Source organism: Craurococcus roseus (assembly GCF_039523795.1).
Classification (GTDB): domain Bacteria; phylum Pseudomonadota; class Alphaproteobacteria; order Acetobacterales; family Acetobacteraceae; genus Craurococcus; species Craurococcus roseus.
In genome coordinates this window covers 20,541-42,678 of record NZ_BAAAFZ010000060.1, presented here as the reverse complement: position 1 = coordinate 42,678, position 22,138 = coordinate 20,541, and the positions used below count along the sequence as shown (strand labels likewise).

The 22,138-nt window shown below is 73.9% G+C and carries 21 protein-coding genes; 10 read left to right on the top strand and 11 right to left on the bottom strand.

All coding sequences use genetic code 11. From position 1 onward, the window contains the following. Positions 1-21 precede the first annotated feature (21 nt). The 4 genes from ABD067_RS18280 to ABD067_RS18265 all read left to right on the top strand — a co-directional run bounded on the left by ABD067_RS18280 (position 22) and on the right by ABD067_RS18265 (position 4,124). Complete coding sequence (locus ABD067_RS18280) at positions 22-438, top strand: OmpA family protein (protein WP_343896804.1); 417 nt, start codon at positions 22-24, stop codon at positions 436-438. A 55-nt stretch (positions 439-493) separates the two neighbouring features. Further along, the gene (gene recQ / locus ABD067_RS18275) at positions 494-2,359 is read left to right on the top strand and encodes a DNA helicase RecQ (RefSeq protein WP_343896802.1); all 1,866 of its coding nucleotides are present in this window, start codon (positions 494-496) and stop codon (positions 2,357-2,359) included. A 206-nt stretch (positions 2,360-2,565) separates the two neighbouring features. Continuing rightward, complete coding sequence (locus ABD067_RS18270) at positions 2,566-2,997, top strand: DUF2382 domain-containing protein (protein WP_343896801.1); 432 nt, start codon at positions 2,566-2,568, stop codon at positions 2,995-2,997. A gap of 71 nt (positions 2,998-3,068) precedes the next feature. After that, positions 3,069-4,124 carry a YsnF/AvaK domain-containing protein gene (locus tag ABD067_RS18265; RefSeq protein WP_343896800.1) on the top strand — a complete coding sequence of 352 codons (1,056 nt, stop codon included), beginning with the start codon at positions 3,069-3,071 and terminating at the stop codon, positions 4,122-4,124. 117 nt (positions 4,125-4,241) lie between these two features. On the opposite strand, the gene rlmN is transcribed toward ABD067_RS18265, so the two are convergent. Genes rlmN through ABD067_RS18250 form a run of 3 tightly spaced genes read right to left on the bottom strand, consistent with a single transcriptional unit; the run spans position 4,242 to position 6,395 of the window. After that, the gene (rlmN, locus tag ABD067_RS18260) at positions 4,242-5,420 is read right to left on the bottom strand and encodes a 23S rRNA (adenine(2503)-C(2))-methyltransferase RlmN (protein WP_343896799.1); all 1,179 of its coding nucleotides are present in this window, start codon (positions 5,418-5,420) and stop codon (positions 4,242-4,244) included. Further along, entirely contained in the window at positions 5,417-5,986 is a 570-nt protein-coding gene (locus tag ABD067_RS18255; RefSeq protein ID WP_343896798.1) for an invasion associated locus B family protein, read from the bottom strand. The genes rlmN and ABD067_RS18255 overlap by 4 nt, the downstream gene beginning before the upstream one ends. A 52-nt stretch (positions 5,987-6,038) precedes the next feature. Beyond that, a complete protein-coding gene (locus ABD067_RS18250) occupies positions 6,039-6,395 on the bottom strand; it encodes a YunG family protein (protein ID WP_343896797.1) in 357 nt (118 codons plus the stop codon). Between the two features lie 36 nt (positions 6,396-6,431). On the opposite strand from ABD067_RS18250, the gene ABD067_RS18245 reads away from it, so the two are divergent. From ABD067_RS18245 to ABD067_RS18235, 3 genes are all read left to right on the top strand, one after another. Continuing rightward, positions 6,432-7,682 (top strand): class I SAM-dependent methyltransferase, encoded by a 1,251-nt coding sequence (locus tag ABD067_RS18245; RefSeq protein WP_343896796.1) that lies wholly within the window; start codon positions 6,432-6,434, stop codon positions 7,680-7,682. 5 nt (positions 7,683-7,687) lie between these two features. Beyond that, positions 7,688-8,197 carry a YdcF family protein gene (locus tag ABD067_RS18240; RefSeq protein ID WP_343896795.1) on the top strand — a complete coding sequence of 170 codons (510 nt, stop codon included), beginning with the start codon at positions 7,688-7,690 and terminating at the stop codon, positions 8,195-8,197. Between the two features lie 64 nt (positions 8,198-8,261). Continuing rightward, the gene (locus tag ABD067_RS18235; RefSeq protein WP_343896794.1) at positions 8,262-8,498 is read left to right on the top strand and encodes a hypothetical protein; all 237 of its coding nucleotides are present in this window, start codon (positions 8,262-8,264) and stop codon (positions 8,496-8,498) included. A gap of 12 nt (positions 8,499-8,510) precedes the next feature. Here the strand turns inward: ABD067_RS18235 and ABD067_RS18230 are convergent, their stop codons facing one another. The 7 genes from ABD067_RS18230 to ABD067_RS18200 are packed head-to-tail and all read right to left on the bottom strand — an operon-like array spanning position 8,511 to position 14,899. Continuing rightward, a complete protein-coding gene (locus tag ABD067_RS18230) occupies positions 8,511-9,395 on the bottom strand; it encodes a class I SAM-dependent methyltransferase (RefSeq protein ID WP_343896793.1) in 885 nt (294 codons plus the stop codon). Next, positions 9,392-10,405, bottom strand: a complete 1,014-nt coding sequence (locus ABD067_RS18225) for a GNAT family N-acetyltransferase (RefSeq protein WP_343896792.1) — start codon at positions 10,403-10,405, stop codon at positions 9,392-9,394. Before ABD067_RS18225 ends, ABD067_RS18230 begins: the two co-directional genes overlap by 4 nt. Further along, positions 10,402-11,451, bottom strand: a complete 1,050-nt coding sequence (locus ABD067_RS18220; RefSeq protein ID WP_343896791.1) for a glycosyltransferase — start codon at positions 11,449-11,451, stop codon at positions 10,402-10,404. The genes ABD067_RS18225 and ABD067_RS18220 overlap by 4 nt, the downstream gene beginning before the upstream one ends. Next, a complete protein-coding gene (locus ABD067_RS18215; protein WP_343896790.1) occupies positions 11,448-12,254 on the bottom strand; it encodes a PIG-L deacetylase family protein in 807 nt (268 codons plus the stop codon). Before ABD067_RS18215 ends, ABD067_RS18220 begins: the two co-directional genes overlap by 4 nt. Next, the gene (locus tag ABD067_RS18210) at positions 12,247-13,017 is read right to left on the bottom strand and encodes a nucleotidyltransferase family protein (protein ID WP_343896789.1); all 771 of its coding nucleotides are present in this window, start codon (positions 13,015-13,017) and stop codon (positions 12,247-12,249) included. The genes ABD067_RS18215 and ABD067_RS18210 overlap by 8 nt, the downstream gene beginning before the upstream one ends. An 18-nt stretch (positions 13,018-13,035) precedes the next feature. Continuing rightward, on the bottom strand, positions 13,036-14,112 hold the full coding sequence (locus ABD067_RS18205; RefSeq protein ID WP_343896788.1) for a CgeB family protein: 1,077 nt from the start codon (positions 14,110-14,112) through the stop codon (positions 13,036-13,038). A 58-nt stretch (positions 14,113-14,170) separates the two neighbouring features. After that, positions 14,171-14,899, bottom strand: a complete 729-nt coding sequence (locus ABD067_RS18200; RefSeq protein WP_343896787.1) for an HAD family hydrolase — start codon at positions 14,897-14,899, stop codon at positions 14,171-14,173. 191 nt (positions 14,900-15,090) lie between these two features. Between ABD067_RS18200 and ABD067_RS18195 the strand changes: the two genes are divergently transcribed. Further along, positions 15,091-18,342: a DEAD/DEAH box helicase gene (locus tag ABD067_RS18195; RefSeq protein WP_343896786.1), complete on the top strand. Its 3,252-nt coding sequence runs from the start codon at positions 15,091-15,093 to the stop codon at positions 18,340-18,342. Positions 18,343-18,366: 24 nt separating this feature from the next. Here the strand turns inward: ABD067_RS18195 and ABD067_RS18190 are convergent, their stop codons facing one another. Further along, entirely contained in the window at positions 18,367-19,494 is a 1,128-nt protein-coding gene (locus ABD067_RS18190) for a T6SS phospholipase effector Tle1-like catalytic domain-containing protein (protein WP_343896785.1), read from the bottom strand. 443 nt (positions 19,495-19,937) lie between these two features. On the opposite strand from ABD067_RS18190, the gene ABD067_RS18185 reads away from it, so the two are divergent. Further along, entirely contained in the window at positions 19,938-21,191 is a 1,254-nt protein-coding gene (locus ABD067_RS18185) for an ABC transporter substrate-binding protein (RefSeq protein WP_343896784.1), read from the top strand. A gap of 60 nt (positions 21,192-21,251) precedes the next feature. Next, positions 21,252-22,127 carry a branched-chain amino acid ABC transporter permease gene (locus tag ABD067_RS18180; protein WP_343896783.1) on the top strand — a complete coding sequence of 292 codons (876 nt, stop codon included), beginning with the start codon at positions 21,252-21,254 and terminating at the stop codon, positions 22,125-22,127. Positions 22,128-22,138 lie beyond the last annotated feature (11 nt).

Genomic DNA, 22,138 nt, shown 5'->3' with positions numbered 1-22,138 from the left:
AGCCGAAGGGGGAAGACGACCGTGTTCCGGAGATCCATTCTGGGGGCGCCGCTGCTGCTCGCCCCGGTCGTCTTGGCCGCGTGCCAATCGCGGCGGAGCGCCGACGCTTCCCGGCCGGGGCCGCTCCCGGTGGTGTTCTTCACCGACGACAGCGCCGCCATGGGGCCGGAAGCCCGCGCCGTCGTGGCCCGAGCGGCGGAAGCGGCGCGCGCGCGTCCCGGCGTCCCGGTCGCCGTGCGCGGCTTCACCGCGCCCGACGGCGTCGCCAGCCCGGCCTTCAGCCGCGCGCTGGCCGAGGCGCGCGCCCAGAACGTCGCCGACGCGCTGGTGGCGAACGGCGTCCCGCGCGACCGCGTCCGCGTGCAGCCGCGCCCGCCCGCGCCGTTCGAAATGATGCCGGTCGAATCCCGGCGGGTGGAGGTCCACGTCGGCGGGTAGACTCCCGCTGACGGCCGGCGCGTTCCGTGGCATGGTGGGCGCCGGTACCAGCGACATGCCCGACAACACGACGTTCGAACTGGCCGGCCCGGAGCCGGCCGACGTTCTCCACCGCGTCTTCGGCCACCCGGGCTTCCGCGGCCGCCAGGAAGAGATCATCCGCCACGTGGTCGCCGGCGGCTCCGGCCTCGTGCTGATGCCGACCGGCGGCGGCAAGTCGCTCTGCTACCAGGTGCCGGCACTGTGCCGCGAAGGCTTGGCGGTGGTGGTCTCGCCGCTGATCGCGCTCATGGAGGACCAGGTCGCGGCGATGCGCCAGCAGGGCGTCGCCGCCGCCGCGCTCCATTCCGACCTCGACGAGGACGCGGCGCGGGAGGTGCGGCGGGCGCTGGCCGAAGGCGAGGTGAAGCTGCTCTACGTCTCGCCCGAGCGCCTGACCCTGGAGGGCACGCTGTCTCGGCTCCAGGAGCGGCGGATCGCGCTCTTCGCGGTGGACGAGGCGCACTGCGTCAGCCAGTGGGGCCACCACTTCCGGCCTGAGTACCGCGGCCTTTCCGTGCTGGCAGAGCGGTTCCCGGGCACGCCGCGCCTGGCGCTGACGGCCACCGCCGACCCGCGCACCGTCGCCGACATCCTCCGCCAGCTCTCGCTGGCGGACAGCCCGGTGTTCCGCGGCGGGTTCGACCGGCCGAACATCGGCATCGCCGCGGCGCCGCGCGACCAGGAAAGGTCGCAGCTCCGCGCCTTCGTCCGCGCCGCGTCGGACGGCTCGGGCGCCGGCATCGTCTATTGCGGCACCCGCAAGAAGACGGAGCAGACCGCTGAATGGCTGCGCGCCGACGGCCACGACGCGCTGTGCTTCCACGCCGGCATGGACGCCCGGGCCAAGCGCGACGCGCACCGCCGCTTCGCCCGCGGCGACGCGGTGATCATGGCGGCCACCATCGCCTTCGGCATGGGGATCGACCGGCCCGACGTGCGCTGGGTGGCGCACACCGACCTGCCGCGCTCGCCGGAGAGCTGGTACCAGGAGATCGGCCGCGCCGGGCGCGACGGCGCGCCGGCCCGCGCCTTGCTGCTCTACGGCGCCGGCGACATCGCCTTCGCCCGGCACCGCATCGAGAGCAGCCCCGCCCCGGCGGAGCAGAAGCGCATCGAGCGCGACCGACTGGAGAAGATGGTCTCCATCGCCGAGGCCGCCACCTGCCGCCGCCGCATCCTGCTCCGCTGCTTCGGCGAGGACGGGCCGGAGAATTGCGGCGCCTGCGACGTGTGCGTTTCGCCCCCCGTGCTCTTCGACGGCACGGTGGCGGCGCAGAAGCTGCTCTCCACGGTGCTGCGGACGCGCTTGCCCTCGGGCGGGCACTTCGGCCTCGGGCACGTGCTGGACGTGCTGTGCGGGCGGCTGACCGCGAAGGTGGCGCAGTTCGGCCACGACACGCTCTCCACCTTCGGCATCGGCAAGGACTTGCCTGACCCCGCGTGGCGCGGCGTAGCGCGGCAGCTCGTGGCGCGCGGAGCGCTGGACGTGGCGGTGGAAAGCCACGGCGAACTGGTGCCGACGGAAGCCGCGCGGCCGATCCTGCGCGGCGAGGCCAAGGTGCTGTTGCGCGAGGAGTCGCTGACGCCGTCGGGCAAGCGGTCGTCCGGCGCCCGCGAGCGCGCCCCCGGCGGGCGCGGGGCGGAGCCCACGATGGCCGGCGATCCCTTGTTCGACGCGCTCCGGGCGTGGCGCAAGCAGGCGGCGGAAGAGCAGGGCGTGCCGGCCTACGTCATCTTCCACAACGCGGCGCTGGACGCGATCGCCGCGGCGCGGCCGCGGGACGCCGAGGACTTGGCGATGGTGCCCGGCGTCGGCCGGGGCAAGCTCGAACGCTACGCCGACGCGGTGCTCAGGATCGTGCGCGAGCACGCGGGGTGAGGCGGTCGCCGCTCCCCCGGAGCGGCAGGGCACGGGACCGTACAGGACGGCATTCCGAAACGGCTTCGTCCGCAAGCATTCGCTGCCGTGAGAAAAGTAATTATTCTGAAAAGATGCCTTTCATGGCGCATCCGCAAGGAACGTCGGCGCCGCGGCGGCCGTTAGGTTGCGCGTGCCCGGGCGGAACGTGGGGGAGTGCTTCGGTGGTGGAGAAGTTGGAGGACACCGCCGGCGAAGCCGTGCTCCCGCTCGTGGAGGAGGCCCTGCGCGTCGGCAAGCGGAGGGTCGAGACGGGCCGGGTGCGCGTGTCCGTCAGCACGGAGGTGCAGGAACAGGTCGTGCGCGAGACGCTCCGCTCGGAACGGGCGGAACTCGAGCGGGTGCCCGTCGGCCGGGAACTCGCGGAAGGCGAGCCGGCACCCACCATGCGGCAGGAGCCGGACGGGACGGTGGTGGTGCCGGTGCTGGAAGAGGTTCTCGTGATCGAGCGCCGCCTCGTGTTGAAGGAGGAGATCCGGATGCGGCTGGTTGCGGTCGACGAGGCAGTCGAGCAGCCGGTGGCGGTCAGGCGCCAGCGCGCCTCCGTGGAGCGGTTGCCGCCGTCTCCGGCCGGAAACGGCCCCGAACGGGATCGATGAGCCGGCCCGGAACCGTCATCGCTGCCCGTCTAAAGCCTTTGGAACCTTATAAGCGAACAGGAGAGAAGCACATGGCGACTCGAACCATCACCGCTATGTTCGACAACCGTGCCGAAGCGGAGCAGGCCATCCAAGCCCTCGTGTCGGAGGTCGGCCTGAGCCGCTCGGCCGTGCGGGTGGACCCGGGCGCGGATGCGACCACCGGCGGCGCGACGGCGTCCGCCCACGAGGACAAGGGCTTCTTCGCTTCGCTGAAGGACCTCTTCGTGCCGGACGAGGACCGCCACTCCTACGTTGAGGGGATGCGCCGCGGCGGCGTGCTGGTGTCCGCCCAGGTGGAAGACGCGCACATCGACCGCGCCATGGATGTCTTGGAGCGGCAAGGCGCCGTGGACCTCGACGAGCGCGAGGCCTCGTGGCGCAAGGAAGGCTGGACCGGCTACAGCGGCGCAGCCGCGGCTGGCGCCGGCACCGGCGCGGTGGTGGGCGCCTCGTCCGACGGCAACCGCACCGGCGTCGCGGCCATGCCCGGCACCGGCTCTTCGGCCCCGGACGGCACGCCCGGCAACCCGCCCGGGACCATCGCGTCCCGCGCGGTCGACCAAATGGCCGGCACCAACATCAGCGGCGCGCACCCGGAGCACGAGACGCGCGGCACGGCGACGGCCGCTGGCGTGGGGCAGGGCGAAGAGGCCATCCCGATCGTCGAAGAGCAGATCCGCATCGGCAAGCGCGAGGTGGACCGCGGCCGGGTGCGCGTGCGCTCCTACGTCGTCGAGACTCCTGTGCAGGAGCAGGTGGCGCTGCGCGAGGAGCACGTGGACGTCGAGCGCCGCGCGGTGAACCGGCCGGTGACGGACGCGGATCGCCTGTTCCAGGAGCGCACCATCGAGGCCACGGAAAGCGCCGAAGAGGCGGTGGTCGCCAAGGAGGCGCACGTGGTGGAAGAGGTCGTGGTCCGCAAGGAAGCGGAAGAGCACGTCCAGACCGTGCAGGACAAGGTGCGCCGCACGGAGGTGGAGATCGAGGACGAGCGCCGGACCGCGGGCACGACCGGGACGACCACCGGCACGACGGGCACCGCCACGGGCACCACGCGCACGCCCGGCGGCCCCGACCGGGTCTGAGGGCCGCGGCGGGGCTTCGGACGCGCCCGCCTTGCCCTTCCGGGCGGGGCGGGGCCGTGGACGCCCCGGGTGGCACCGCGCTGCCCGGGGCTTTTTCATTGAAGGTCGGCTCGCGGGTTACGCCGTCGCGGCCTTCCGCGCCCGCTCGCTTTCCGTCTTGAGCTGCCCGCAGGCCGCCAGGATGTCGCGACCGCGCGGGCGGCGGATCGGGCTCGAATAGCCGGCGTCGTTGAGGATGGCCGCGAACCTCGCCGTCTGCTCGTGGGTGCTGGTCTTGTACGGGGCGCCGGGCCACGGGTTGAACGGGATCAGGTTCACCTTGGCCGGGATGCCGCGGAGCAGGCGCACCAGCTCCCGCGCCTCCGCCTCCGAGTCGTTCACGCCGCGCAGCATGACGTACTCGAAGGTGATGCGCCGGGCGTTGGACGCGCCGGGGTAGCGCCGGCAAGCGGCGAGCAGCTCGGAGATGGGGTACTTGCGGTTCAGCGGCACGATCTCGTCCCGCAGCTCGTCCGTGACCGCGTGCAGCGAAACGGCGAGGTTCACGCCCAGCTCCTCGCCGCAGCGGTCCATCACCGGAACCACGCCGCTGGTGGAGAGGGTGATGCGCCGCCGCGAGAGGCCGATGCCCTCGTGGTCCATGACGATGCGCAGGGCCTTGGCGGTGTTCTCGTAGTTGTAGAGCGGCTCGCCCATGCCCATCACGACGATGGTGGAGAGCAGGCGCGGCTTGTCGTCCTTGGGGCTCGGCCATTCGCCGTAGCTGTCGCGCGCCGCCATGAATTGGCCGACGACCTCGGCCGCGCCGAGATTGCGCACAAGCTTCTGCGTCCCCGTGTGGCAGAAGCGGCAGGAGAGCGTGCAGCCGACCTGGGTGGAGATGCAGACCGCGCCGCGGTCTTCTCCTGGGTCGGGGATGTAGACCGTCTCGACCTGCTGCCCGTCCCTGAAGCGGAAGAGCCACTTGCGGGTTTCGTCCGCGCTGGTTTGCTCGGTGGCGACCGCGGGCCGCTCCACCACGAAGCGCTCCGCCAGCCGCGCCCGCATCGGCCCGGCGATGGTGGACATCTTGGCGAAGTCGGTTTCGCCCTGGTGGTAGATCCAATGCCAGAGCTGCTTGGCGCGGAAGGGCTTCTCGCCCATCGCCACCATCTCGGCCGCCAGCTCCTCGCGCGACAGACCGACGAGGTTCCGCCGCCCGTCCGGCAGCGTCGCCGGCGGCGGATTGAACAGGGCCGACTTGGCGAGAACGCGCTCGCGCTCGGCCACGGTGGCGAGATCGGCGGCGTCGCTCATCGGCGCGACGCGCCCTGCGCCGGCGCGGAGGCGGGGCACTCGCGCGAGATGGCGTCGAGCGCGGCGCCGAATCCGGCGAGAGAGAAGGCGTCGGTGGCCTGCCCGCGCCCGCCGTTCGGCAGCGGGCCGCGCGCCACCGCTTCCCGGCCGCCCTTGAGGGCAGCGATCGCCGCCTTGTTGTCGCGCGCGAAGGCGCTGTTGCCCGAGGTGTAGAAGCCGAGGTTGGTGCCGCCCACGGACACCTTCACCGGGTCCCCGTCGCCGCCGGCACTGCGCGGGTAGGCGTAGCCGGATTGCAGGGCGACCTGGTCGCGCCCTTTCGGCCGGTGCGTCACCACCAGGAGCACGTTGTTCGCCGCGCGGTTCGGCACACCCTCGCTGCGGGTGGCGCGGGTGAAGGCGTAGCAGACTTTCTGGCCGCCCTCGGCGTGGGTGGCTGCGGTCCAGGCCTGGAACTCGCCGATCCGCTGCGGGCCTTGTTGCGCTGCCGCGTCGGCAGCGGGCCAGAAAAGGCAAGCGGCGAGGAGCGGCCAAGCCGGGACGGCAACGAATCGCGTGACGGGCATGGTCGCTAGATACGATCGCCGCCCGCTGTCAGCAACCGAAAGCGTTGCGGAATCAGCCCTCGGCGGCGTCGAAGACCCTGGCAAGCGCGGCGTAATACTCCGGTGTCGTGTCCGCCATCGCTTCACCGCGGCCGGAGGGCCGGTCGAGGTACGCCGGGACGGCCGCGCCGAGCGCCGCGAACTGCTCCGCCGTGAGGTCCACGCGCTCGCCCCCGATCCGGTTGTAGAAGTGCGGTCCCCACGGCGTCGGGGTGCTCAGGATCTCCGCTCCGTAGCGGTCGTGCAGCAGCAGCGCCGTGACGGAGCACTGGCCGAGCGCCGGCGCGTCCGCGCGCCATTTGCCGCTGGTGGCGGCCGACCAGGCCCGGCGCAGGCGGCGCCGCACCTCCTCCGCGTCGAAACGCTCCATTCCCTGTCCTCCCTCTTCGGCTGTAAGCACGGGCAGATGACCGACGCGACCGATGAACGCCTCGCCGCGCAGTACGAAGCCTACCCCTACCCCGCCCGCGACCCGCGGGAGGAGGCGAAGCGGCTGGTGGTGGGCAGCCCGAGCCACCTGCGCGAGGTGGACCACTGGGTTTTCGGCGCCCGCCGCCCGGCTTCCGTTCCGCTCCGGGCGCTGGTCGCGGGCGGCGGCACCGGCGACGGCGCGATCATGCTGGCCCAGCACCTGGCCTGGGCGGGGCGGCCGGGCGAGGTGGTGTGGCTCGACCGCAGCGCCGCCGCGCGGCGGATCGCCGAGGCGCGGGCCGGGGCGCGGAAGCTCGCCAACATCCGCTTCGTCGAGGGCTCCCTACTGGACCTGCCGGGCAGCGACCTCGGCCCTTTCGATTACATCGACTGCTGCGGCGTGCTCCATCACCTGCCCGACCCGCTCGCCGGGCTGCGGGCGCTCGCGGGCGCGCTGGCGCCGGGCGGCGGCGGCATCGGCGTCATGGTCTACGCGCCGCACGGCCGCACCGGCGTCTACATGATGCAGGACGCGCTGCGCCTGCTCGCCCCGCCGGAGGAGCCGCCGGCCGCGCGGGTGGAGGTGGCGCGGCGCCTCTGGCGGCAAGCGCCCGAAACGGCGTGGCTTCGCAAGAACCCGTGGCTGACGGACCACCTCACGGGCGGCGACGCCGGCCTCTACGACCTGCTGCTCAACCCGCGCGACGCCGCCTTCACCGTGCCGGCTCTGCACGGGCTGGTGCGGGCCGCGGGGCTCCGCATCGCCTGCTTGGTTGAGCCGGTGCGTTACGACCCCGACGGCTACCTTACCGACCCGCGCCTGCGCGCCCGGACGGCGGCGCTTGACCCGATCCAACGGGCGGCGTTGGCGGAGGCGATCACCGGGAACATGGGCATCCACATCGCCTACTGCGTCCCCGCCGGCGCGCCAAAGGCGCCGCCGCGCTGGGACGACCCGGAGAGCGTGCCGGTGCTGCGCGAGATGGACGGGCCGACGCTGGCACGGAATCTGCCGCCGGACGGCGTGCTGCCCGTGAGCTTCGACGGGCTGCGCATCCCCATGCCGCTGCCCCGCCTTTCCGCCGCCATCCTGCAACGGGTGGACGGGCGGCGCCCCTTCGGTGCCATCGCCGACGAGCTGGCCGCGAACGGCGTCGCGCGGGAGGCGTTCTGGCGCGACCTCGCCGCGTTGCGGCGCACGATGGAGAGCATGAACCGCCTGCTGCTCGCCGCGCCTGCCGCGTGACCCCTATGGCTGGCGGCGAACAAGCCATCATCATCTTCGGCGCGGCGGTCCGGCCGGACGGCAGCCCGAGTCCGGCGTTGCAGCGACGTGTCGAGGCGGCGGCGCGGTTCGGCGCGGGCCTTCGCGCGCCCCTTTACGTGCCAACCGGCGGCAAGGGCCGGTTCGGCCCGGCGGAAAGCGCGGTGATGGCAGGGCTGCTGCGGGACCTCGGCGCCGCGTCGGGGCGCATCCTGGAGGAGCCCACCGGCACCGACACCCTCTCCTCTGTCCTCGCCTGCGCCGCGCTGCTGCGGGGGCGCGGCCACGCCGGCCCGGTCTTCGCGGCGACCAGCGGTTACCACCTGCCCCGCTGCCTCATGCTGCTGCGGATGGCGGGCCTGCCGGCCCGTGCCGTGCCGCCGCCCGAAGCCGATCCGTTCCTGTTGCGGCGGTGGTACTGGCGGCTGCGGGAAGCGCCGGCGCTGCCCTACGACGCGGCGCTGATGCTCGCGGCGCGGCTGCGCGGGCGGGCGTAGCGGCCGGAACCCGGAGCCCCGTTGCCGGTTCTGGCCCGATCCCGCGAGGAGCATGAGCACCGGCATGGCACGGAAAGGCACGGACGAAGGGCAGCGGCCGGAAGACGGCGACCGGCACGAGAAGGCGAGGGACTTGGCCGAGGACGCGCTCGGCGAACTCGCCAAGGGGCGCGAGGACAAGGCCGACAGCTTCATCGCGGAAGCCAAGGAGCTGGACGAGTCGGCCCTCGAGGAAGTGGTCCGGGACTTGGACGAGGACGCGGGCTCCGACCCGAAGGCGGCCGAGAAGCAGCCTGACTGAACGCTCGCGCCCTCAAGGGCGCCGGAGCAGGAAGGCCGTGCCGTCCCACAGAGCGAAGGGCCTTGCACCGTCCACCGCCAGGGTCCAGCCCCCGGCAACGGCCCACCGCTTCGCGTCCGCTCGGTCGGCCTCCAGGTCGCCCCGGTAGGACAGGTTGAGGATGGCGAATGCTCCGCCGCGACGCACCGCGCGCGCCGCGTCCTCGAGGTGGCGGTCGGCCACCGCTCCGCCCGCCTGCACGACATAGGGGAAGCTGTCCACGGCGAGCACGAGGTCGAAGGACGCGGCGGCGAGCGCGGCGAGGTCGGTGCCCGGCGTCGTGCCGAAGCGCAGGTTCGGGACGCTTCCGTGCCGGCGCAGCGCCTCGGCCACCATCCGCGGCGACGCGTCGAGACCGAGCACGGACCGGCAGCGCGGGGCGAGCGCCGCGGCCACGCGGCCGATGCCGCAGCCGAGGTCCAGCACGTCGCGGTCGGGCCTGATCAACGCTTCGTCCGCGAGCCACGCGACGATTTCTCTGGTGGCGGCGGCGAGCACAGCCGGGTCGTTCAGCGAATAGGCCGCGACGCTCGCTTCCGGCGCGACCGCCACGGCTCGGTCGTAGGCCGCGGCCACACGGGCCACCAGCGCCTCCGGAGACTCGTGGTCCGCCGCCGCCGTGTGGTCCAGGCGCGCCTCGGCCAGCATGGCGCGCACCGCCTCCAGCCCGCCGCGGCTCGTCCGGTGCAAGCCGGCGAGCGCGCCCTCGCGGCCGTTACCCGCGGGCAGCGCGGACAGGCGCTCCTCGATCGCCTCCGGTGGCAAGCCGGCGAGCACCATGCGCGCCAACGCCACCTCCGGCGAGATGCGCCCGGCGAGGCATAACCGGAGCGCCTCCTCCGCCGCGGCGGCGTTCACGGCGCGCGCGCCGGGGGCGACAGGCGGCGCGAGGCGTTGAACCGGTCCACGGCGCCCCAAGCGTATTTGTAATCCTCGTCCCCACGCAGGAAATGCAATTCGCGCATCCCTCCGGCCACCGCCCAAGCGATCAACTCGCCCAACAGGATCGCACCGGGGCTTTCGCGCGCGCGCGACGTGTCGAAGCCGCTCAGGTAGAGCAGGACGCGGCCGCCGCTGACCAGCGCGCAGTGGGCGGCCGCCGGAATGCCACCCAAGCGGAGCACCTGCAAGCGCAGCACGCCCAGTGCCAGCAGCGCCGGCGCGGCGTCCCGGTGCATGGCCGGCACGCGCGGGTCGGCCAGCACGCCGCCCGGCTCGCCGCGCGCGTCCCACCGCGCCCGGTGCAGCGCGAACAGCGCGTCGAGGCACCCGTCCAAGGTGTCGGCGGTCGCAGTCTGGACCGTTAAGCCGCCCGCCGCCTCCGCTCGGTTGCGCGCGTTGCGCAGGGAGGCGCGGCGCTTGCGGGAGAGCACGTCCGGGAGCGCCGCGCCGGGCGGCAACTCCAGCACCGGGCAAGGCGCAGCCGGCTGCGCGCCGCCGTCGTCCCACCCCGGCGGCGCGGGCGCGTCCCGCAGCGCGGCGCCGGGCGGCAGTTCGAGCAGGTCGCAGGACGTCACCTCGGGCGAGTCGGCCAGCGCCGCGGCGAGCAGGCGCCCCGCGGCGCCGGACGGCGCGTCCGGGTCGAGCAGGGCGTCCAGGTGATCCGACACGCCGACACCGATCGGCAGCAGCTTGGTCTCGTGCCCCTCTTCCAGCAGGTAGAGCGGCAGCAGGCCGAGCAACAGGCCGTCGCCGCCGCGCAACGCCGCCACGCGCGCCCGGCCGGTGCCGAAGGCGCGCCACCAGGGCAGCAGCCAGGCCGGCGACTGGAACGGCGTCGCGCGGTCCCCGGCGCGGCGCCACAGCGCCTCCCATTCGGGGGCGAGCGCGCGCAGCGCCGCGTCGGTCGCCAGCACCTCCGCCCTCACGCGGCGAGCCACCGGTAGAGCGCCAAGTACCGGTCCGCCATGCGCGCGTCGGAGAAGCGTTCGCGGGCGGCCCACCGGATGGCGCCCGGATCGAGCGCGCCGACGCCGCTGATCGCCTCCGCCATGCCGGCCGCGTCGGGCACCAGGAAGCCGATGCGGCCGTGCTCCACCACCTCCGGCAGCGCGCCGGAGGGGAAGGCCACCACCGGCGTGCCGCAAGCGGCGGCCTCCATCGCCACGAGCGAACTGGTCTCGGGCGCCGTGCTCGGCACCAGCACGCAGCGCGCGGCGGCCAGCAGCCTGCGCTTGCGCGCGAAACCGACCGGTCCGAGGAAGCGGCGCCTGCGGTCGAGGAGCGGCGCGACCTCCTCCGCGAAGTACCGCTCGTGCGCTTCGTAAGGGTACACCTCGCCGCCGATCAGCAACGGCACATCCGCCGCGCGGGCCGCCCGCAAAGCGAGGTGCTGGCCCTTCTCCGGGCAGACGCGGCCGAGGACGAGCGCGAAAGAACGCCGCGCGTGCCGGGCTTCGCCCAACGCCTCCACCGGCACGCCGTTCGACACGGGCGGCAGCAAGGGCCCCGCCCGCATGTCCCGCAACGCGGCGTGCTGCGAAGCGGAAACGCCGTGCAGCCAAGTGCCAGGCCGGGACGGCCGCAATGCCTCGACGGGGTACCAGGAGGGCGGCAGGTGCAGCGTGACCAGCGCCGGCGGACCCGGCGGTGGCAGGTAGGCGTGGAAGTCGACCCCGTGCAGATGCACCGCGTCCACGCGCTCCGCCCGCACCGCCGCGGCGACCGCGCGCGCCGTGTCCGCCCGCGCCTTCGCCTGCGCCGCGTCGTCCAACTCGCCGGATGGGCGCGGCACCGGCCGCAGCGCGCCGGCGACGACCGAGCCCTCCTGCGCCACCACGACCGAACGGTGCCCTGCCGCCGCCAGCGCGCGGTCCACCGCCGAAAGCACCTGCTCCGCCCCGCCCACCGCGTCGGGCCCGACCGGCGCGAGGGGGTAGGCCACGGAAAGGACGGTGAGCGGCCGGCCGTTCACGTCCCGAGCGCCAAGTCCCGCCGCGCCCCCGCCGCGAGGCGGCGCCAACGCGCGCCGTCCATGCCCCACGGGAAGCGCTCGTACAGCGGCGCTCCCGCGTGCGGCGGGTCGGCGAAGTCGTAGGCCGGGGCAGGCCGGAACGCCTCGCCGGCGGCGGGGAACCGCGCCAGGGTCGCCGCCTGGGTGGCGAAGGCGGCCAGCATGGCGCGCTTGCGCGCGCGTTCCCCTTCCGTCAGCGCCGCAACCGTCGGCGGGGCGCCGTTCGGCAGGAAGCGGCCCACGGCCCAGCCCTCCGGCCCGGCGTGGTAGAAGGCCATTTCCACCACGGCCGGCGCGTCCGCGCCGCCGCGCGCCAGGAGCGACGCCGCGGCATGGACGCAAAAGGCCACCGCGTCGTGGTCGGGGTGCCCGCCTTCGTAGGGATGCGTCAGCACCGCGCGCGCGCCGTGCCGGCGGAGCAGGCCCGCCAACGCCCGCGCCAGTTCCGCCATGCGGGAAGAAGCGCCCTGGTCCGCCGCGCCCAGGCCCGCCCGTTCGGCGCGCACGCTGCCCGCGGCGAGCGCCGTATCCAGTTCCCGCCGGCGCGCGGCGGCGTAGCCGGCGGCCGTGGCGAAGCCCTCGGCCCGCGCGTCGCCCCCGTTGCGCGGCGCGCCGTCCGTCGCGTGGACCAGCAGCAGGCGGCGGAACAACGGCAGGGTGGCGCCGGCGCCGATGGTCTCGTCGTCCGGGTGCGCCACCACCACGGCGACGGGCTCCTCGACTCGTTCCCGCCGCCCGATGCGTGCCAGCAGGCCGTCACCCAAGGCCAGGCGACCACTCCGGCGCGGCGGCGGCCGGCGACGGGGTTCCGGGCGTCGCCCCGCCCAGCAACTGCATGGCTTCGCGGTAGCCGTTCAATGTGCCCACGTCCACGTAGCCCGTCCCCGCGCGCACGCCCCAAGCGGCGTTGCCTCGCGCGATCCAGGCGTTCACCAGCGTGCCGATGTACTCGTCCTGGCGGTCGCGCGCCTCCCAGAGCGCGTGCAGCGCGTGCAGCACGGCGCCCGGCATCTTGAAAGCGCCCCAGACCCAGTTGGTCACCGGCCGCGGCCGCTTCACCTGCACCTGGCGCACGCGGCCTGCCTCGTCCGTGTCCACCGCGTCGAAGAATTCCGGCCGCTCCACCGGGAACAGCAGGAACGACAGCCGGTCGTCCGGCAAACGGCGCAACGCGTCCTCCGGGAACCAGATGGTGTCGGGCAGCCCGACCAGCACGGGCTCGTCCGGCCGTACGAAGGGCGCGGCGCGGAAGATGGCGTCGCACAAGCCCGCGGCCCGCTCCTGCACGGCGTAGGCGATGCTGGCGTGGCCGTAGGAGGCGCCGTAGTAGCGCAGGATGTCGGACTTCAGCGGCGAGATGACGAACAGGATCCTCGTGGCGCCGCCGCGCACCATCCGCTCCAACAGGTGCTCGCTGACGGCGCGCGGACGCTCCACGCCGTTGCCGTCCAAGCGGCTGCCGACCGGCAGCAGCTCCTTGGAAAAGGCGAGGGGCTGGATGCGCGTCCCTTGTCCCGCCGCCGGCACGATGCCCCACACCGCCGGTCAGCCCCCAGCGCTGGCGGCTTCGAGCGCCGCCACCATCTCGCGCGCCCGGCGCTCCGCCGTGTGCTCGGCCAGGCACCGCTCGCGCGCGCGGCGCGCCACCGCCGCGAGTTCGGCGTCCGGCGTGTCGAGCGCGGCCATGGCGTCCTCCGTCGTGCGCGCGACCAGGATCTCGCGGCCGGGCTCGAAAAACGCGTCCAGCCCCTCCCACCAGTCCGACAGGACGGGCACGCCGCAGGACGCGGCCTCGAACAGCCGGCCTGAGGGGCACCAGCCGCTCCGGGCCATCGCCCCGCGCGTCACGTTCAGCGTCAGGCGGGACGCGGCGTAGAAGGCCGGGTGCTCGGCCGGCGGCAGGTGGCGGACGAACCAGGTGTTCGGCGTCCAGGGGAAGTCCGGCGGGTACTGCGCGCCGCCGATGACGAAGCGGTCCGCCGGCCGCCGCCGCGCCGGCTCGACGAAGAGCCGCTCCAGCACCGCCTGCCGGTCGCCGGCGTAGGTGCCGAGATAGGAGAGCGCCGCGGCGAAGCGCGGCTCGGGCGCTGCGGGATGGTGCAGCGACGGGTCCACCGAGCCGTAGAGCGGCGCCACGCGCCGCGCGCCCAACCCCTCCCGCAACGCGTCGAGCGCGCCGCCGCCGGTGTAGCTGAGCACGAGGTCGAAGCCGCCCAGGCCCCCCGGCCCGACGTAGTCCACCGGCTCCCCGGCCGCGAGCCGCGCCAGGGTCACGGGTGTGTCGAGGTCATAGAAGCAGCGCACGGCGGCCTTGCTGCCGAGCACCAGCTCCGTCGCCGGGAGCGCGTCGGGGCAGTAGGACGTGACCATGGCGGCGTCGGCCTCGGCCAGCGCGCGGCCGGCCCGAGGCAGCGCTTCCGCCCAGTCGCGGTACAGCACCAGCTCGCCGCCCTCGGACAGCGCGTGCATGTCGCGGTTCTCGGCGTAATAATCCACGTCCCGCTCGAAGAACGACACCCGGTGGCCGTCGGCGAGCAGGGCCGCGATCAGCGCGCGCCACAGCGCCGCGTGCCCGTTGCCCCAGGACGAGCTGACGGAAAGCCCGAAAACGACCAGCCTCATCCCGCCGCCGCACCCCCGAAACCGCGCGTGCGATCCTTGTCCGCCGGCGTCCGGCCCATCAACCCGAGCCCTCTTCACCATCGCGCAAGCGCCGGAGCAAGGCGCCCGCTTCCCGGAGGTCGGCGGCCACCGAAACGCGGCCGCGCCGCAGCAGCTCCTGCGTCGGCGGGAGCGCGTCGGGCACCATGACCACGCGCATCCCGGCCGCCCGCGCCGCCAGGACGCCCGGCGGCGAGTCCTCCACCGCCACGCAGCGCGACGGCGCGGCGCCCACCGCCTCCGCGGCGCGCAGGAACAGCGCGGGGTGCGGCTTGCCGTGGGCCACGTCGTCCCGCGCGGCCAATGCCGCGAACGCGTCGAGCAGCCCCGCCCGCCCCAAGGCGGCGGAGGCGGTGCGCCGGGTGGCGGAGGTGGCGACGGCGCAGGGCAGGCCGCGCGCCGCGCACTCGGCCAGCAACTCGGCGGCGCCGGGCTTGGCGCGCACGCCGTCCGTCAGCAGCCGCGCCTTGCGGGCGCGGTAGTCGCGCAGGCACTCCATCCAAGGGAAGCCAGGGCCGTAACGCGCCAGGACGAGCGCGCCGCGCTCCCGGCTCGAAACGCCGACGAGCGTGGCGTAGAACGCTTCGTCCACCGCTTGGCCGAGCGCCGCGGCGGAGGTCAGGAAGGCTTCGCGGTACGGGCCCTCAGTGTCTAGCAGCGTGCCGTCCATGTCGAGCACGACGGCCTCGACCGCGGCGCGAAGGGGCGCGTCGGGGGCCGGAGCGGTCGCAAGCCCGGTCGTCGTCAACAGGCGGCCGTTCCCCCGTGCCAGTGCATTCCCGCGCGCCTCGCTCCCTAGCGGCTGCGCGGCCGGGAGCACGGCATCGCAGACGCGCGTACAAGGGTCAAGTTTCACCGGGCCGCGCGGCGTGGACGGAAATCGGCATGGCGCCCGCCGCGCGGTGCAGCGTTCCCGGCCTTGCCGCGTTGTGCGCGGCCATGGAAGCCGAACCCGAAGCCCTGCTCGCCGCCCATCTGCTGGAACGAGCGCGGGAGGCCGGGCAGGCCGGGTTGATCTTCGTCGCCCGCAGCGAGACCCGCGCCGCCCGCGTCCATGCCGCCGCCGCCGCCCTCGCCGGGTCCGTAGCCGAGGTTTCGCTGCTGCCCGCCTGGAATTGCCTGCCCTACGACCGCGTTTCGCCTTCCCGCGCGGCGATGGGCGCGCGCATGGCCACGGTTGCGCGGCTGGCGGCGCGGCCGGCGCTCCCCCGCCTGCTCGTCGCCTCCGTGGAGGCGGCCACGCAGCGCCTGCCGCGCCTCGCCGACCCAGGCGTCACGCTGGAGGCGGGCGCGCCGCTCGACGCCGACGCGCTGCGCGCCCGCCTGGAGCGGCTGGGCTACGCCTTGGACGACAGCGCGGACGAGCCCGGCGAGGTCGCGGTGCGCGGCGCGGTGGTGGACGTCTTCGCGGCGTCCGGCGCCGCGGTCCGCATCCAGCACGACGAGCAGCGGATCGCCTCGCTCCGCCCCTACGACCCCGCGACCCAGCGCAGCGCCGACGAGGTGGAGGCCGTGACGCTGACGCAAGCCTCCGAGCTGGTGCTGCCGGAAGAATCCGAAGCGCGGCACCGGCCGGGGCTGGAGCACGCGCTGCCCGCCTTCTGCCCCGACCTGGCGGCCCCGCCCGACCTGCTGCCCGGCGCGGCGCTGGTCCTCGACCCGGAAGTGGAGCACCTGCTCCCGCAGCGCGCGGCGGATGTGGCCGAGGCGTTCCGCACGCGTCTCGCCCTGCGCCCGCCCGACCCCGACGGAGCGCCATTGGGGCCCCCGGAGCGGCTCTATCTCGACGAGGCGGCATGGAAGGTGGCAACGGCCGGCCGGGAGGCCGTCGTGTTGGAGGACACGAAAGCGCCGCACGCGGGAACGCCCGACTTCTTGGCCGAAGAAGCCTTCGTGGACTTCCTCGAAGCGGCGCTGGGGCATCGGCAGAGCGTCGGCCTCGCCGGGGGCGGCCGGTCCGCCGCCTCCTTGGCGCGGCTCGCGGCCGAACGGCTGGACGTGGAAGCGCGGCGCCTTCCGGGCTGGCTGGCCCTGCGCGCCGCGCCGCCGGGCACCTTCGCCCTGCTGGACGCCGATCTCGACGAGGGCTTCGCCACGGAAGCGGCAGCGGTGCTGCCCGTTTCCCGCATCCGTCCGGGACGGCGCGCGCCGGGGCAGGGGGGCGACGGCGCTTCGGCGCTGGCGGAGATGCAACCCGGCCTGCAACCCGGCGACGCGGTCATCCATTTCGAGCATGGCTTGGGCGAGCTGCGCGGCGTGGAGCCGGTGGACGTCGGCGACACGAAGCTGGACTGCCTGCGGCTGGCCTACCACGGCGACACCGCGCGGCTCGTGCCCTTCGACGAGCTCGACCAAGTCTGGCGCTACGGCGCCGCGGCGGAGAACGTGGCGCTCGACCGCCTCGGCACCGACGCCTGGAAGAAGCGGCGTGCGGAGGCGCAGGCGCACGTCGCCGAAACCGCCAAGCGGCTGCTCCAATTGGCGCGCGAGCGGGCAGGGGCCACCGCGCCGGTCCTGCGCCCGCCGCCGGCCGCCTTTTCGCGCTTCGGCGTCCGCTTCCCCTACCCGCTCACCCCCGACCAGGCGCGCGCCATCACCGACACCCTGCGCGACCTCGCCTCCGGCCGGCCCATGGACCGGCTGGTCTGCGGCGACGTCGGCTTCGGCAAGACGGAGGTGGCGCTGCGCGCCGCCGCTGCCGCCGCCGCGATGGCGGGCAAGCAGGTCGCGGTGCTCGCGCCCACCACCGTGCTGGTGCGCCAGCACCTGGAGACCTTCCGCAAGCGCTTCGCCGGCTTCAACCTCCGGATCGGGTCGCTTTCGCGCCTGACCCCGCCGGCCGAGGCGAAGGAGACCAAGCGCGCCCTCGCCGCCGGCGAGGTCCGCATCGCCATCGGCACCCACGCTCTGACGGCGAAGGGCGTGCGCTTCCGCGACCTCGGCCTGGTGGTGATCGACGAGGAGCAGCGCTTCGGCACGAAGCAGAAGGCGGCGCTCCGGGCGATGGGCGGGGGCGGCGCGCACGTCCTGACCATGACGGCCACGCCCATCCCGCGCACCCTGCAATCGGCGCTCATCGGCTTGCAGTCGCTCAGCGCGATCGCCACGCCGCCCGCCCGGCGCCAGCCCATCCGCACGGCGCGCGCGCCGATGGACGACGCGCTGCTCGTGCAGGCGCTGCGGCGCGAGGCGAGGCGCGGCGGACAGAGCTTCGTGGTCTGCCCCCGGATCGAGGACATCGAACCGATGCGCGGGCGCATCGCGGAGCTGGTGCCCGACCTCTCGCTCCTGGTGGCGCACGGCGGCATGCCGCCGGCGGAGGTGGACGAGGCGCTCGTGCGTTTCGCGGCCGGCGAAGGCGACGTCCTGCTCTCCACCAACATCGTGGAAACCGGGCTCGACGTGCCGCGCGCCAACACCATGCTGGTCTGGCGCCCCGACCGCTTCGGCTTGCCGCAGCTCCACCAGCTCCGCGGGCGCGTCGGGCGCGGGCGCGCGCGCGGCGTCGTCTACCTGCTCACCGACCCCGCCCACCCCCCGTCGCCGGCCACCGACAGGCGGCTGCGCACGCTCGAAGCCCTGGACCGAGTCGGCGCCGGCTTCGCCATCAGCGCGCGCGACCTCGACCTGCGCGGCGCCGGAGACCTCCTGGGCGAGGAGCAGGCCGGGCACCTCCGCCTGGTCGGCATCGAGCTGTACCGCCATATGCTGGACCGCGCCCTGGCCGCGGCGCGGGGCGAGGCGGCGCCGGAGCAGTGGACGCCGCACCTCGGCTTCAACATCGACGCCTTCATCCCGCCCGAGCACGTGCCGGAAGAGGCGCTGCGGGTCGAACTGCACGCGCGGTTGGGCGAGCTGATGCGCCGCGGCGACCTCCGCGCCCTGGAGGACATGGCGGACGAGGCTGAGGACCGCTTCGGCCCCCCGCCGGAGCCGTTCCGCAACCTGCTGGCGCTGGCCCGGTTGGCCGTCCTGTGCCGGCGGCTCAACGTGGCGCGGCTGGAGGTTGGCCCGCAGGCCGCCGCGGCCAGCTTCCACGGCGCCCGCCCGCCCGCCGCGCCTCCGCTGGAAGAAAGCAAGGGCCGGCTGATACTGCGGCGCGAGAGCGCGGACGCGACGGGGCGGCTGGAGGTGGCGGAAGCGGTGCTCGCGGCGCTCCTCCCGCGACGCACGCGGCGAAAGGCCGCCTGAAGCGCGCCTTCCCGCGCCCGTGCCTTAACGGATCGGGTCCGTCCGGACGCGCACCGCCCCGGGCGGCGGCCGGTAGCCGCGGCGCAGGAACGCGACATCGTGGACGAGCGGCGCCGGCGGCGGATCGCGCCGGCGGAAGAGGTTCATGCGGCGCCCGCCCCGCCCCGCCCGCCGGTCGCCGCGCTTTCTGGGCACGAACTCGGCCAGCCGCCACCACCCCCGCAGCGACTCGTGCAGGCAAGCGTCCGGGTCGGCGGGGGCGTAGCCGTCGCCGGCCCGGCCCATCACCAGGTCGAACCTGCCGCGGTCGACCAGCAGGCCGGCCTTGCGCGCCTCACATGCCATCCATCCGAGCGCGAACTTGGAAAGCCCGCTCTCCTCCTCCGGGTAACCGCCGCCCACGTCGCCGTGCGCGCCGGGGAACCAGACCTGCATCAGGTCGGCGGGGCCGGACCGCTTCGGCGGCTCGGCGGGCACCCAGAGGTTGGTCCGGAAAAAGGCGCGCCGCTCGTCGAGCGAAACCGCGTGGCGGCCGATCCGGATGGAAGGGTTGTTGGCCGTCCAGGGGAGCTTCAGCGGGTTCTCGATCCAGCCGACCGAACTGACGGTGTCCCAGACGCCGACGAAATGCGGTCGGCAGACCCTGTCCGAAAAGGTCGCCTTGAACCGCTCTGCCTGCTCGAAGAACGCGCGCCGCGCGGCGCTCCGGGACCCGTCGGGAAATCCCGCGTCCTCCCGGTCCAGCGCGCTCATCATCCGGATCGCGTAGGGGATCAGCCGTTCCTGCCCGCGCCGCATCAGGCCGAACATGTGGAGCAGGGAGGCCACGGCCCGCACCGTGTAAGCGCCGCGGCTGAACCCGAAGAGGAACAGGCGGTCGCCCTCCTCGTGGAACTCCATGACGCTCGCGTAGGCGTCCCGGATGTCGGTCTCCAGCCCGTAGCCTATCGCTTTGCCGAGGAGCTTCGTGACCTCCCGCGCCGTGCTGGTGAGGGCGCCGACCGCTTCCATGGTGCCCACCCCGGGGTGGTAGATGGCGAGCTGCGCGCCGGGCTCCTGCACGAGCGCCGAGAACAGCTTCAGGACGTTGGTGTGGTCCCGGGCGAATTCGTTGGCGGTCCCGTCGCAGCACACCACGAGGTTCTTCGGCATGCCCGTCCCTCGGTCCCCTGTGCGGACTCGCCCTGGCTTCGTGGAGCGCGCCCCGCCCGCGGATTGTTCGCCCGACCGCTCGGCCAGCGCCGGTTCACGTCCTCGGCGGACAATGGACCCGACCCCACGCCCCATGCACGAGGCGCCTGTGCATGCGGCTGCCGTCCCATCCGTACCTGAACCGCCCCGCTTGGCGCACCCGGGGCTCGATGCGCTCCGGTCAGAACGGCGCCAGCGACGAACCTTCGGGAGGCGGACGCCGAAAGGTCCGGGAGCGCCTCCGGCCGTGCCGGGCCGGCGGTCGCCGGCACGCGCAACGCGGCGCGTTGGGTCGAAGCCGTGCCGACGCGCGGGGCTGGACATCGCCCGAGAGGGGCGGCAAGCCGCTCCAAACGGGGCGAGGCGCCGAGCAGCACCCGCCGGAACGAGAAGAGGAGAGAGGAATGTCCAAGGGAACCCTGCCCGACGCCGGGCGGCGCGCGGTCGTGCTCGGCGGCACGGCCGCGGCGGCGACGCTGGCGATGCCGGCCATTTCCTACGGCCAGTCGGACGCCATCCGCATCGGGCACCTGACGCCGCGCACGGGCTTCCTCGGGCCCTTGGGCGAGTTCGCGGTCCAGGCGGTGCAACTCGCGGCCGAGGAGGTCAACGCGGCAGGCGGCGTGAACGGCCGCAAGATAGAGCTGCTGATCGAGGACAGCGTCAACCCGCAAACCGGCAGCGCCAAGGCGGAGCGGCTGGTGCAGCGCGACAAGGTCGCCTGCATCATCGGCGAGATCTCCTCCGCCACCGCGCTCGGCATCGCGCAGGTGGTGCAGCGCGAGAAGGCGCTGTTCGTCAACACCGGCGCCAACAGCGACGCGCTGCGCGGCAGCGACTGCCAGCGCTTCATGTTCCACACCGAGGCGCAGAACTCGATGTACGTGAAGACCGTCGGCCGCAGCCTGCTGCGCGACGGCTTGGCGCGCGGCAAGAAGTGGCACTTCATGACGGCCGACTACGCCTTCGGCCACGACCTTTCCAAGGTCGCGCGCCGCTTCGCCGCGGAGAACGGCGCCCAGGTGGCGAGCGAGGACCTGGTGCCCACCGACCTGACGGACTTCTCGCCCGTGCTCCTGAAGATCCGGCAAGGGCGGCCGGACGTCGTGGTCTCCAACCTCGCCGGCAACCAGATCACCAACTTCCTGAAGCAGTACGGCGAGTACGGGCTGCGCTTCCCCGTCGCGGGCTTCGGCTTCGACACGGCGCTGGCCTGGGGCGCCGGCGCCGGGAACTTCGGTGGCATCTGGCCGGTGGTCTGGCACCACCTGATCGACACGCCCGGCACCAAGCGCTTCGTCTCGGCCTTCAGCGCGAAGTACAACCGCCCGCCGGAGAACCAGGCCTGGGGCGACTACTGCGCCCTCAAGATAATGGCGCAGGCCATGACGGAAACCCGCGGCACGGACGCGATGAAGATCGTCGAGTACCTGGAGAAGGGCGCGAAGTTCGACATACTCAAATCGCGTGAGGGCCATTTCCGCCAGCGCGACCACCAGTTGATGATGGAGATGTACGCCATCACCGCCCTGCCGCGCGGGCAGGAGAAGAACCGCTGGGACATCTTCACCTCTTCTCCGCCGGTGCCCGGCCCGGAGGAGAGCCTGGAAGCCATCGCCGCGACACCCGAAGAGAACACCTGCACCTTCCGCGCCTGATCCGGGCCGCGCGCCGCCGTCCCGGGCCGGGACGGCGGCGCCCCCGGGGAGTTCCGCCCCATGGAATTCGTCTTCGTGCTGGAGCAGGTGCTGAACGGCCTGCTGATCGGCGCCTATTACTTGCTCATCGCGCTCGGCTTGTCGCTGATCTTCAGCCTGGGCGGCATCGTCAACCTGGCGCACGGGGCCTTCTACGCCATCGGCGCCTACCTCGCCGTGGTGGTGGCGCCTTACCTGGGCTTCGGGGGGGCGTTCGTCGTTTCGCCGCTGCTGGTGGGCGCGCTGGGCCTCGTGGTCGAGCGGTTCCTGCTGCGGCGCTTCTACCGCGGCGACCCGATCTACGGCCTGCTGCTCACCTTCGGCCTCGCCATGGTGGCGGAGCAGACCCTGCGGATGGTGTTCGGCGCCGCGCCGGTGCCCTTCGCCATCCCGGACATGCTGCGCGGGCAGGTGTTCGTCGGCGACTTCATCTATCCGGTCTACCGCCTCACCGTGCTCTGCGTGTCGGCGCTGTGCGTGTTCGGCTTGTGGCTGCTGCTGACGCGGACCTATTTCGGCCGGGTGGTGCGCGCGGGCGTGCAGGACCCGGACATGGTCGGCGCGCTCGGCATCTCCTTGAAGCCCTACATGACGGCGGTGGTGGTGATCGCGGTCGGGCTCGCCGCGGTGGCCGGCGTCATGCTGGCGCCGATCACCGGCGTCCACCCGGCCATGGGGGCGGAGATCCTGACCTTCGCCTTCGTCGTCGTGGTGATCGGCGGCCTCGGCTCTTTCTGGGGCGTCGTGGCGGCGGCGGTGATCGTGGGCGTGGTGCGCGGCCTCGCCGCCTACTACGCCCCGGCCGCGACCGAGGCGTCCATCTACCTCCTGATGCTGCTGGTCCTCTTGCTGCGCCCGCGCGGGCTGTTCGGCGAGCGGATCGCCAAGTTCGAGTAGGGGCGCCGCGC

Coding starts and splice junctions, on each gene's coding strand:
- recQ (WP_343896802.1), top strand. CDS start 494: ATGCCCGACAACACGACGTTCGAACTGGCCGGCCCGGAGCCGGCCGAC.
- ABD067_RS18265 (WP_343896800.1), top strand. CDS start 3,069: ATGGCGACTCGAACCATCACCGCTATGTTCGACAACCGTGCCGAAGCG.
- rlmN (WP_343896799.1), bottom strand. CDS start 5,420: ATGAGCGACGCCGCCGATCTCGCCACCGTGGCCGAGCGCGAGCGCGTT.
- ABD067_RS18255 (WP_343896798.1), bottom strand. CDS start 5,986: ATGCCCGTCACGCGATTCGTTGCCGTCCCGGCTTGGCCGCTCCTCGCC.
- ABD067_RS18250 (WP_343896797.1), bottom strand. CDS start 6,395: ATGGAGCGTTTCGACGCGGAGGAGGTGCGGCGCCGCCTGCGCCGGGCC.
- ABD067_RS18245 (WP_343896796.1), top strand. CDS start 6,432: ATGACCGACGCGACCGATGAACGCCTCGCCGCGCAGTACGAAGCCTAC.
- ABD067_RS18240 (WP_343896795.1), top strand. CDS start 7,688: ATGGCTGGCGGCGAACAAGCCATCATCATCTTCGGCGCGGCGGTCCGG.
- ABD067_RS18235 (WP_343896794.1), top strand. CDS start 8,262: ATGGCACGGAAAGGCACGGACGAAGGGCAGCGGCCGGAAGACGGCGAC.
- ABD067_RS18205 (WP_343896788.1), bottom strand. CDS start 14,112: ATGAGGCTGGTCGTTTTCGGGCTTTCCGTCAGCTCGTCCTGGGGCAAC.
- ABD067_RS18195 (WP_343896786.1), top strand. CDS start 15,091: ATGGAAGCCGAACCCGAAGCCCTGCTCGCCGCCCATCTGCTGGAACGA.
- ABD067_RS18190 (WP_343896785.1), bottom strand. CDS start 19,494: ATGCCGAAGAACCTCGTGGTGTGCTGCGACGGGACCGCCAACGAATTC.
- ABD067_RS18185 (WP_343896784.1), top strand. CDS start 19,938: ATGTCCAAGGGAACCCTGCCCGACGCCGGGCGGCGCGCGGTCGTGCTC.
- ABD067_RS18180 (WP_343896783.1), top strand. CDS start 21,252: ATGGAATTCGTCTTCGTGCTGGAGCAGGTGCTGAACGGCCTGCTGATC.